This is a genomic window from Shewanella sp. 433 (assembly GCF_059338565.1).
This window is the reverse complement of record NZ_CM181703.1, coordinates 3,846,032-3,857,670: the sequence shown is the minus strand read 5'-3', so window position 1 is coordinate 3,857,670 and position 11,639 is coordinate 3,846,032. Positions and strand designations below refer to the sequence as shown.

The 11,639-nt window shown below is 46.1% G+C and carries 8 protein-coding genes; 1 reads left to right on the top strand and 7 read right to left on the bottom strand.

Annotated features, from left to right (window positions below; all coding sequences use genetic code 11):
• Positions 1-10: 10 nt before the first annotated feature.
• The 6 genes from AC5YB1_RS17070 to AC5YB1_RS17045 all read right to left on the bottom strand — a co-directional run bounded on the left by AC5YB1_RS17070 (position 11) and on the right by AC5YB1_RS17045 (position 9,160).
• A complete protein-coding gene (locus AC5YB1_RS17070; protein WP_494520129.1) occupies positions 11-1,336 on the bottom strand; it encodes an HlyD family type I secretion periplasmic adaptor subunit in 1,326 nt (441 codons plus the stop codon).
• The gene (locus AC5YB1_RS17065; RefSeq protein WP_494520128.1) at positions 1,333-3,411 is read right to left on the bottom strand and encodes a peptidase domain-containing ABC transporter; all 2,079 of its coding nucleotides are present in this window, start codon (positions 3,409-3,411) and stop codon (positions 1,333-1,335) included. The genes AC5YB1_RS17070 and AC5YB1_RS17065 overlap by 4 nt, the downstream gene beginning before the upstream one ends.
• Positions 3,408-5,063 carry an ABC transporter transmembrane domain-containing protein gene (locus tag AC5YB1_RS17060; RefSeq protein ID WP_494520127.1) on the bottom strand — a complete coding sequence of 552 codons (1,656 nt, stop codon included), beginning with the start codon at positions 5,061-5,063 and terminating at the stop codon, positions 3,408-3,410. Before AC5YB1_RS17060 ends, AC5YB1_RS17065 begins: the two co-directional genes overlap by 4 nt.
• Positions 5,064-5,620: 557 nt before the next feature.
• The gene (locus AC5YB1_RS17055) at positions 5,621-6,994 is read right to left on the bottom strand and encodes a tetrathionate reductase family octaheme c-type cytochrome (RefSeq protein ID WP_494521672.1); all 1,374 of its coding nucleotides are present in this window, start codon (positions 6,992-6,994) and stop codon (positions 5,621-5,623) included.
• A 74-nt stretch (positions 6,995-7,068) separates the two neighbouring features.
• Positions 7,069-8,781: a DUF3373 domain-containing protein gene (locus tag AC5YB1_RS17050; protein WP_494520126.1), complete on the bottom strand. Its 1,713-nt coding sequence runs from the start codon at positions 8,779-8,781 to the stop codon at positions 7,069-7,071.
• A 49-nt stretch (positions 8,782-8,830) separates the two neighbouring features.
• Complete coding sequence (locus AC5YB1_RS17045; protein ID WP_494520125.1) at positions 8,831-9,160, bottom strand: c-type cytochrome; 330 nt, start codon at positions 9,158-9,160, stop codon at positions 8,831-8,833.
• A gap of 614 nt (positions 9,161-9,774) precedes the next feature.
• On the opposite strand from AC5YB1_RS17045, the gene traF reads away from it, so the two are divergent.
• Entirely contained in the window at positions 9,775-10,761 is a 987-nt protein-coding gene (gene traF / locus AC5YB1_RS17040; protein WP_494520124.1) for a conjugal transfer protein TraF, read from the top strand.
• Between the two features lie 55 nt (positions 10,762-10,816).
• Here traF and AC5YB1_RS17035 read toward each other — a convergent pair whose 3' ends face one another.
• Positions 10,817-11,545: a sulfite exporter TauE/SafE family protein gene (locus AC5YB1_RS17035; RefSeq protein ID WP_494521671.1), complete on the bottom strand. Its 729-nt coding sequence runs from the start codon at positions 11,543-11,545 to the stop codon at positions 10,817-10,819.
• Between the last annotated feature and the right edge of the window lie 94 nt (positions 11,546-11,639).

The following is an 11,639-nucleotide window of genomic DNA, read 5'->3' as shown; positions in this document are numbered from 1 at the left end:
GCGTAGCTTCCTATCGTTCACCAAAAGCTTGGGTGATATTGGTAAATACAGGTTTCCATAAATATTGAAATACGGTTTTATCACCTGTGACGATATTGGCTTCGCCTGTCATACCGGGAATTAGATCTAACTTACCGGGTTGATCGCCAAAATAGGGTTTTTCGATCGCAATTTGTACTTTATAAAATACGCCGCCCTTTTCGTCGGCATCCGTGCTAGGTGAGATGCGTTTAACCACACCATCGATGGCACCATAACGGCTATAATCAAAGGCATCAATTTTAATTCGAGCGTGCTGACCTACGGTGACGAAACCGATATCTCTTGGAGACAGTTTAGCTTCTAATAGGGCTGTTGGGGTGGTGGGCACAATAACGGCAACAGTACCACCCGGTTGAATAACACTACCCGAGGAGGTGTTGGGTAGCGATTGAATGATGCCATCGACTGGTGAATGTAATGTATTTTGCAGCACTTGAGAGTTTGATGACTTTAAGCGTGCCAGTACTCCAAGTAGTTCTGCTTGTGTATCGGCACGCTTTTCTCCTACCTCGTTGAATAGGCTAGCTTGTTTTTGTTCGAGTTGTTTTTGTAAGTTTTCGATATTACGCGCTAGCACGACTTCTTTGCCTTGAAGGCCTTTTAATTCACGAATATAGGCGTCGAGTTTTTGTTGCGACTCTAGCATGCTCAGTTTTGATACTGCTTGCGCTTCTTTGACCGCATTCATCATTTTAAGCGTCTGCTGCGCCGAGTTAATTTGATTCTTAAGCGGAGGGATCTCCTGCTCGATACTTGCAAGTTCTGCCTCTGATTTGGCGATATCTGACTGTGATAGTTGCACTAAAGCTTGCTTCTCTTGATTCATGCGAGCCAAGCTTTTCAGATGTTCTTGTACTAGAGAAGGGTGGCTGATGGTGTAGGTGTCAAAATCGGCTTCTCTGCCTTCAATAAAAGCGTTGTAACGTTCTATTTTAAGCTCTAAATTGGCTTGTTTACTGAGAAGTTCTTCGACCACGGCTTGACTGTCGATTGCGACAAAGTGGCCAATGATATCCCCTTTTTTGACCATATCGCCTTCGGCAACTTCGATAGAAGCAAGGGTGCCGCCGAGTTGGCTTTGAATTACTTGCCTATGCCCTAATGGCACCACTTGCCCCTTGGCTTTCGCTATCTCTTCTATATTGGTCAATATTGACCAAATCACCATGATCACGACTACAGCTGTAATGAATATGGTGATGCGCTTGATGACGCGCTTTTCCGCTGGTGACTCAATGGCTTCAGTAAATTCATGTTCTGGCCAAGAGCTTTGGCTAAGCTGGTGATCATTCATATTGAAGCCTCCAATGTGGGCGTTAATTTGTTTGCTGGGGGGGGAGCTTGTTCTGGAAGTGGACCGGCATAGATCACCGTGCCCTTATCTAAAATAACGACTTTATCAGCCTGTTGGATTAACTCCTGGTCGTGGCTGGTAAACAAGATAGTGGTATGTCCTTTAAGTTGCTTTAAGGCGCTGATAAAAGCTTTTTTAGCATAAGGATTACGGTTCGCTATGGGCTCATCCATCACAAGTAGCGAAGAGCGTTTGAGTAGGGCGCGTGCAAGGCTTAAGTAACCGCTTTCAACGGCGGCTAGCATGCTGCTTTCTTGGGCATATAAATCGGTATTAATATCGTTATCTAATGCTTGCAATAATGCGCCAGCGCCAGCATCTTCTAAGGCTTGCCGTAATTGATCATCGGTGGCATCAGGTTTGGCTAAGCGTAAATTATCGGCAAGACTGCCTGGCATAATATCGCTGTGAGTTGGGCTGTAGGCCGCCCATTGACGAAAAATTTCGGGGTCAAACTGTTTGAGGTTTTTACCATTGATAGTGACGTAGCCCGCTTGAGTATCAATGACTCCTATAGTGCTGAGCAATAATGAGGTTTTACCGCAACCGTTAGGGCCAATGATGGCCACTGTCTCGCCAGCGTCTATATCAAAAGTGATACCAGATAAGGCCGGTTCGCTGTCGGCGCTGTAACGTAGTGTAAGGTGTTTAAATGAAATTGCTGGGGGTTTTTGCCTGTCTGGTGCGTCTAATCTGAGTTGATTAAATTCAGTGGTGACCGCCATAAAGCGATCAAATTGGTTGATTGCCCCGTTCATCATGGTGAGTTTTTGTCGCGATGCAAAAGCCAATTGTGCTGGCCCAGTAATCCGCCAAATGAGCATGACGCAGGCAATCAATTCACCCGGTGATATGCTTTGATTGAGCACTAAAAATACACCGGTAAATACTGTGGCCAGCGCGGTAAAAAGTCCCATCGCATGAGCAACTGCGCTGTTGAGTCCGGCGCGCTTATTATACAAAAATTGTTGCCGGCAATGCTCTTGGCAGCGGCGTACAAACTGACGGTACCAAGCTTGGGTTTCACCAGCTGCTTTCAACTGCAGCAGTTGCTTGGCTAATTCATTGAGACTGGCCTGATATTCGTTACTGATGGTGGGGCTGGCTGCTTGAGCAAACTGAGTGAGCACCTTCATGATCCAGTAGAATAGCAGTAACATCAATAAGGGCACCAGCACCAGCCAGCCACTGAGTAAGGTTATGGCTATCAGCGCTACTAGGGTAAAAGGGAGATCCAGCAGGCCGGTACCATTGGGGCCAGAGATAAGGCTACGTACTTTTTCAGCATTGCGTATTCTGGCTAAATGGTTTGACAGCCCAACACGTGAGAGTACAGTGAGTGGCATGCTCAGTAAGCGGTTAAAAGTGATCCCTGACAGATCGCGAGCAAAGCGATTACTGCTAGTGGCAACCACTCTGGCGCGGATCAATCTACTTCCAATAAATATGCCCAATGCCAATATCGCGCCCAAAGCGATATTGGGCAATATTTCTGGTGCTTGCCCTCCAATGACTCTGTCATAAACCACCATGGTAAATAAGGGAATAGCTAATCCCGTTAAACTTGAGAGAAGGCTGAGCCAAAATACCGGTGCGTACCACTTACGTTGTTTGCGTAAGTGGGTGGCGAATGAACTCGCTTTCTTAGCACTCGAAGGCAAGCTGTCGATAATAAAGACATAACCATGAGATGGCAGTGAGTTTAGTTTGGTCCATTGTTGGTGCTTGTCCAAGTATTGATATTGTTGCTCGCTTCGGCGGGCAACTATGGGTTCGCCATCGACGGGGAGTAAGAGAAAGGGGTAGATGCTGTGGCTCAGAAGTGCCGAATCTATGGCTTGGACACTGACGCCAACATGATGTTTTTTGAGTAAGATGTAGGCTTCTAAATAGGTCAATTCATCGGCTAAATCACTTTGTTGTACGTTGCTGGATTGCCCGTTTAACCCCAATTGGCTTAGGAGGTTAACCAATGGTGTCTTAAGGTTTTGATATTGCTTGTTATCGGTATTCATTCTGCAGCCTCGGTTGTTGGAGCCATGGACGCTGAGCCTGTTTGATCAATATTAATGCAATAATCACTGATGTGAGCGACATCCTTAAAGTGGGACGCAACCAGAATGGTCATTTCTCCTTTACTCTCTTTTAATAAGGACAACAGTCGTGTCTGAGAGTCAGCATCGAGTGACACCATAGGTTCATCGAGTAACAGTATTGAAGGTGATTGCGCCAATACTCTTACCAGAGAAATCAGTTTTATAGCGCCTTGATTGAGTAGGTGGTTATCGTTACTCGCTACTCTGGTTTGGTATCCAGCTGGAAGTTGGGCAATCGTATCGGCTAATCCTAGCTGATCGGCCAATGCCATCGCCTGACTGTCACGCTCATGCCTAAATAGGGTCATGTTATCTAAAATTGATCCTGAAAAGAGTGTCGCCCAAGGCGGGGCATAACAGATGGACTGGCGATATTCGTGAGCATCATGGTCACCTTGGGCTATGCCTGCAATCGTAATTTGGCCTTGTGTTACTTGGTGAAATGCGCCGACAGTACTGAGCAACAAACTAGCATGTGTCAGAGGATTAGAGGTGATAGTGACCATGCTACCGCTTGGGATCTCAACGCTGAGGTCAGTTAATTTGGCACTGGTTTGATTGGCACTCACCTGCTGGAAGCTAATGGGACCTGCGGGCAGTTTTTGCTGATAGCGCTGTTTGCCGTTAAAGGACTCTTGGGGGGTAGCCACGATCTCATTGACATCCAACATCGCATTTTGAGCGGCAATAAATTTTGCCCGTAAACTGCCTATGGCACTTAATGGGGCAACTGCTCTGCCAGCTAAAATGGAGCATGCAGCTAGGCCACCTGTGGTGAGGTCGCCATTGAGGACTTCAAAACAACCAATTAACACTATGGCTAAAGTCGTTGCCTGTGCAGCCCCCTGAATAAGCTCTTGGAGTTTACAAGAGAGCCAATCAACTTGGTTTTGCTGTGCTAAACGTCGATGGTTAATTTCTTTATAGGCATATGTGATCCGCGATTCTAGCGCCATTGATTTAGTGGTCGTCAGTCCGGATAACACTAACATGAGTAAACTCGTACGCTCATTGTCGCTGGTGGCCAGCTCACTGGTGGCCGCCGATAACTGTTTCCCGATTTGCCACACTCGTAGCCCCACAAGCAACCACATCACTAGCGGAATAAAGACTAATGGGCCACCAATATAGGCGACTAATGCAAGGAAGATAAAGACAAATGGCAAATCCATTAATGCGACAGCCGCTTGGCCTGAGTAAATCTCGCGCATTGTGCTAATACTATTCAGAGCGTGGAATACTTTACCTGTACCTAATGAAGCTAGCTGTTGGTAGTCGGCTTTTAGTAGGCGCTCTACCACTTGGGTGGTGGTTTTTAGTTCAAAGTTTGCAGCAGAAGCACCGAGTAACCAGCTACGAGCATAGCGCAAGAGTAATTCGAGTAAAATGGCAAGACTCACGCCAATGGCTAAAATGCTTGCGGTACCGAAGCTTTCATTGGGTAAGATGCGATCGTAGATTTGTAACATGGTTAATGGCAGTGCTAGCGATAACAAATTGATCATTGTCGACGATAGTAAAAGCTCGACAAAAGACTTATTGTTGAGCAATAGACGAAAGGATTGAATCATGAGTTACCCACCCTGTGCCGCTTTCTGGAGCCCAGAAAAATAGTTGGTATTTACTTTTTGTTAACATTAACATTAGCATTATGGCTATAGGCTGTAAATTGAACAAAGTTATCTATTTACGAATGGGGGAATTCAGAACATAAGTCGACAGCGGCTGGCGGTAAGGCATAAATTGACTGCAAATCGCAAGGGCCTGTTGATCTTTCAAGGTTATTTTTGTAGCCAATTGTTGGGTATTTATACAAGGCAGAAGCTTTGTGGTGTAGTTATTCTACATAACAAGCTGAGAACGCAGTAGAAATGATCAACAAACGCTGCCCGAAGGGTTCGGCTAAAAACGTTTTACTCTTTGTTAAGTGAATTTTGCTTAGATGACTAGGCTGCAATCCACTCGCCTCGATTAAAACGTTTCAGTCTCGAACGAAATTTAACCTGCAAAGCTCAACAGGCCCTAGCCTAATATCAAAAAAGTGTCTCGTGTTGTTAAAGCAATGACTCCCCGGCTTTCGGGGGAGTCATTGTCAGTTATTGCAGGGATACTGACTCGCTTTTTAACTTTACTTAGCGTGCTTTACTCCTTGCTTGTTTTTCATCGGGTCGCCGTCATAACCTAAGGCTTGCCAATCCATACGAGTGCCTTTGTTGTGGCAGTCGTTACATTTAAGAGCTTGAGCTGATGGTGATACCATATGGTTGATACGCCACCACATTTCGGTTTCAGCAAAGCCATGCTCGCCACTGTATGTGATACCTTGCTCGGTTAATGCTTGGTTAGCTTCCATACCCAGTTTGGCGGCTTTATCCCAGTCGAAATCTTTCCAGTAGCCGCCTTTGCCATAAACCTTGGCCGTGACAAAGATATTTTGTTTCTTATCGTAGATCTGTTTGCCTCTGTGTACTTTGAACGGATAGATCTTAGCGGTAGCGTCGGTAATATCGCCTATGGGGTAAGTCAGTTTAGTTATCTTGGTGGGATCCATTTTATCGCCGACCATGTAGGCATCGGCTTTGCCGTTGTACCAAGCATATTCAGGAGCTACCATCTTAGCCCACACGAAGCTGCCTTTTTTCTTCATAAAGGTGTGCTTGCCATATTCATCGACGGTTTCTTCTTGATCGCTACCAGCAGTAGACCAATCCCAGCTCATCTTGGTGGGCTCATTGCGCGCAAAGAAGGGGATATGGCATGTCTGACAAGCCACACTAGCGGTATGGGTGTTAAGGCGGTTATTGCTGTGAGGCGCAGCTTCATGGCAGCTTTCACAGCCAATGTCATTCGTGCCGCCTGGTGATACACCCATGGCATTACCGCTGATTTGATGTTGCTCGGTAGCATGGCAGGTTTGGCACTGGAAGTCGTTGCCATCGCTGTCCATATGGACATCGGTTGCCTTATCTGGGTAAGCCATGGAGGAGTCGAGATCGCCATGTTTAACCGCATCTCCACCGCCGCCATAGAAGTGGCAAGTACCGCAGTTATCGCGGACTGGCATACCGACATTTTGCGCTACGCGCTCAAGGTTGACCTTGGCTAGCGCTTCACCCGCACCGGCAGGATCTTTAATATAGGTCCCTGTGGTGTCGTGACAGACCAAGCAGTCGACCTTGGTCATGTCGGTGAAGTCGAAGCTGTCGTCTTTCCAGCCATAACCGGCATGGCAACTAGTACACCTGGGTTCGTTACCCGAGATTGAGGTGCAAAAGTTATTGATGGCATTTTTTTTGCCACGTTTAACTGTGCGTCCGGGAAGTTCTTGTTGCAATTCCCACGTCCAGTGGGATGATTTCATAAAGTCTTTAGCATGATCTTCATGACATTCAACACATTGTGCCGTGACTTGTGTCCCTTGGGTAAAGGGGCCTTCAATGGCGTCTTTATGGGGATTGTCTGCGGCATTGGCGCTGGCCAGTCCCAATAGCCCCATGGCCATTATCGAGATTAAAAAGCGTGGATGTTTCATCGGGTGATCCCTACCCCCGGCGTGAGCCGGGGGATAGTCTAAGTTTAGAAGTTGACTGTTAACGAGGCATTGATGTCAAAGGCGGTGTCGACCACAGGCAGCATCGAATAAGCGCCGCCTTCAATGACATCATCAATTTTTTGCGGCGCGCCAACAGGGGTACCGCTACCTGTGTATTCATAGTCGTAATACAGCCCTGCCAGTTTGATAAACATACGTGGGTTGATATCAAACATGTAGTAGGCTTCGGCAACATGACCACGGGTGGCAAGCTTACTGCCAATAGGATCGTCTTGCGCTTGAGTAAACGGAGTCCAGTATTTAGAGCCATAGTTATATTCCAGACCTAACTTACCGTAAGGCGCCGGAATTTGGATGCCGACATAAACGCCGTACCCATCTTTAGTGTCGGCGCTATCGGCGGCGTCTGGCATCATGATAATTTCGCTGCCGTCGGCGTTGAGCTGTGCTTCAAATACCGCATCACTTAACATGCCGCCAAACATACCGGCATTGCCGTTGCCTTCGGCTCGTGTCCAGCCAAAAGAGGCGAATAGCTTCATATCCTCATCGCTTTCATAGGCGTAACCGACCCCCCCTAAATACATGTCACCAATCACCCCACTAGGTTGTACCCGGGTTTGAAAGTTGAAGTTTTCAAACTTCTGCATATCTTGGTACATGGTTGGGGCAAAAATGCCTGCCAGTTGAGTAGGAAAAGCCATGGTGCCTTTGAAGCCGTCGTTAATGTCTTTGGCACCAAACAGAGTAAATTGCAGGAAGTGGTTACCGTCGTTGATGGCGTCGATATTAAAACCACCTAGATGCGTATCTTTGGTGACGATATCACCAAACATTTCGCCATTACCCCATTGTGACTCAAAGCCTTGGCCGTAACAGAAACGCACTACTTGGCCATCAATACCAGTGATCTCGCCTAAGTTGTAACCTAAGGTGGCGCCATCGAAGTTAAAGTTGACTAAGTGACCTGATGGGGTGCCGCCGCGCTTCTCGTTTTCTCTGTAATGAGAGGGTGGGCCGTAGGTTGAGGGACGACGACCGATAGAAAGATAGGTGTTGGTGCCACCGATGTTTTTCCAGTCGAAGTAGGCGCGCTCGACTCTGAGCCAGTCGCCGCTGGTATTGCCGCTACTACTGCCATCCATGGTGAACGAACGCCATGAATCAAATACTTGGGTGCCAGTTGAGTCCCCCCAGTTTTTATACATGCTTAATCGAGCTGAAAAGCCAACGTTGTCCCATACTTTGGCTTTTAGATTGAGTCTGAGGCGGGTGGTATAGAAAATATCATTATCGATATCTTGTACCGATTTTGGCGCCAGCACATAAGGCATTACTCCCTGCAACATGCCATTTTGGAACGCACTGGCTAATTCAGGGTTGGCGCTTAACATCTTGCCTAATGGCGAGTTGGCATCGTTTGGCATTCCAAAGGTGCCAGACATGGCTTTTTGGCCAAAATCATTGAAGTCAACTTTGATGGCAGGGTTCCAAGTGACATTTTGATAATGCAATGAATGAGCCTTGGTACGAAAATCTCCTGTGAGTTGGATTCTATCCAGTGCTGTGTGGCGCTCATTTTTGTCTACGCGGCTATTAATATCGTCAATTTCTTCTGATAGCTCAGCTAGTTGCTGTTTTAAGTCTGCCAGCTTTTGTTGTTCTTGAACGGCACTGTACGCGCCGCCAGAAAAGGCTAATGCATTGGCAATTAAAATCGATAGTAGTGTACGCATCTTTGTCTCTCCGTCGCGCGAGGTGCGCAGTAGATGGGCTTAGTGAGTCTTAACCGCAAGTCTGTGGTTGATCGGAATCTGCCGCATGGTCATAAAGAAACTGCTGAATATCCAAGCGGTCTTTTTCGGAGAGTTGCTCAAAAACCTCAGGCTTAACCTTGTGTTGATCACGTTTAAAATAGCGATCCCACTGGCTCATGGTTTTACTCATCGGAGTGATTTCACCGCCCGCATCGCCTTTGCTATGGCAGGCTTTACACTCTTTCTTGTAGAGGTGTTTACCTTTTTTCGGGTTACCGCCATCTACGGCATAAACTTGGGCGCCTAACGAGAATGTGAGCATGATGCACGTTGCAATTTTTACTATGTTTTTCATCATCTTTCCTTAATCACCACCCGTGGTGATTTTTTATTAAACAAAGCGGGTGTTTGTTGTTAAAAAGTTTACTAAAGGAGTCGAGATGTGAGTTTGAGGTTGATCACCTTTACAATAAAAATCTAATTGATAAAAATATCATTGATATTAATCTAATTGATGTGGTTTAAGTTTTTGTATTAAAAGCCTTTTATTGTTTGCTGTTTTTGCAGGGATGAGGTGTTGGCTATCAATTACTGGTGGAGGTGAATCACACTTTTGTAGTTAAACATCTGCTAAATAATGGCTGTAATGTTAATGAACTTGTTATCGCTAACGCTGTGATTGTCGTCGAAAGGGGGCGTTATTTTTGGGAAATACGTCGCGATGGGCAGTATTTTGATCTTATCAGCCATAGTGGATTATCGAGCATATTTACGCAGCAGAGGCTGGGGGAGTAAAGGTTAAATACGGGCTAAATATCAGTATTTTTACTTGCCATATCATCTAGCACTTAAGAAATGAACTATCTTTAACAATCGAGCGTACTAATCTTTCAACACGCTTAAAATGACCATTATTCGGAGGGGGGAGAAAAGGGAATGAAGTGCCTTAGCATAATAGTGTTAATCACGCTGATGAGTCTCACTAGGTTTTCCTTTGCCGAGCAGCAATATGATGGTGTACATAACTCTGCTTTAAACAGTTCACACGTTGCCGTAAGTCATCAACATGGAGATCTCTTCAATCATCCTGCCTTGTCAGTGTTAGATGCGACTAAAGAGGCGCGGGGGATTGCATCGCCGCAAGCAGAGAGAACCTCTGCGACACAAGGTACATCGATTGTCTTGCCGACGGTGCAGATGCCAATGACACTGTTTCATAAGACTTATATCGAGGCGGTAGGTGTTGCAGATGCGATTCAAAGCAATTTAGACCATTTTGATGTTAACAATCCTGCAAATGTTTCAGAGTTAGGCTCTCTCGGGGCGTTGGTGTCGGGGGGAGTGTCTGATGTTGGCGTTGTATTGAGTTTTCCTCTATCAATTGTCAACATGCCAATATCGGTTGGGCTCTCGCCCAAAATACAGCGTATCGACACTTACAATTATGTAGTTAATGCGAATAACGTGACTTTTGATAGTGGTAATGATTCCCCCTATCGTAATGATGATACGGTATTTAATCTTGATGTTGGTGTGGTAATTAAGCCTTTTAATGGGCTAACCGTTGGCTTGTCTGGACGCAATTTAATCGACCCAAAACAACAGAGTGTAGAGTCATTAGGGCGGCAATTTACTTATCGAGTTGAGCCTTTATATACTGCTGGGGTGGCTTATGATTGGGCTGCACTTACCCTAACAAGTGATATCGATTTGAATGCTCATCAAGGTTTCGATGAAGTGGTTAGTACACAATATTGGCGCTTCGCAGGGGAGCTAAAAACCACGGATTGGTTGGCGTTACGTGTGGGTTATCGCCACAATTTAAACAATACCGCAATCGACCTGTATTCGGTTGGTACAGGCTTTAGTATTGGTCGCACCTTTAATCTGGACTTAACCGGGCTGTTTGGCAGTGATGATGCCATTGGGGGCGTGATCCGAACCTCATATCATTTTTAGTGATTATCTTGTTTGCTGATTTTTATTCCCTTTTACGGACACCTATTTGAGGTCGTTACGTTAGTTCTATAATCGATTTTACCGCTAAGATCAGCGCACTTGTACTGCACAATATCAGGGTAAGGCGTTGGGTTTTTTGTTTGTCGATGCCGCCGACAATACGATTAGCAACTACAAAGCCTAGCAGGACCGATGGTAGCAATAGCATTGAAAGATACAGATGACGCAGTGTGAGTAATCCACTGAAAGCCAAAATGATTAAGGCGATCATTGAGCTAAAGATGAAGAAGGCTGACAAGGCTGCGCGAAACTGTTTGGCGTCTTTTCCCGAGAGTAAAATAGCCATTGGCGGTCCACCAATGGCAGCGATATTACCAAAGATCCCCGACAATATGCCCGCCATAAAAAGATTACTGCGATTTATGGGGAGACGTAGCTTGAATAGGCTCAGAACCACGGCTAGAGCCACAATGATTGCAATGGCTAATCCCAATACTGGTTGTGGTGCTAGCAATAATAAGGTTGCGCCTAATATTCCGCCAGGGATACGCCCCAGTAAAGCATATTGTAAGCCGTTAAATTCCAGTGCGCGCCTCTCTCTTAGCAGGGTGAGTAAGGCGATAGAAAAGCCCATCATAATGACAGGTGCGGGCACTAGGCTTGGGTCGACGAGATAGAGTAACGGCGAGGCGACAACGGCTAAGCCAAAACCGATCAGGCTTTGGGTTAGGGCGCCAATAAAGATGATCAGCGACGCTAGGCCAAGGATCATGGGATCAATCATAAGTTCAGGCACTATACCACCAGGGGTTGCAGTGTGTTTAGACGTGATAAAGAGGAGGGATCGCAGTGCGATCCCTCTTTAGCAAAACAGGATA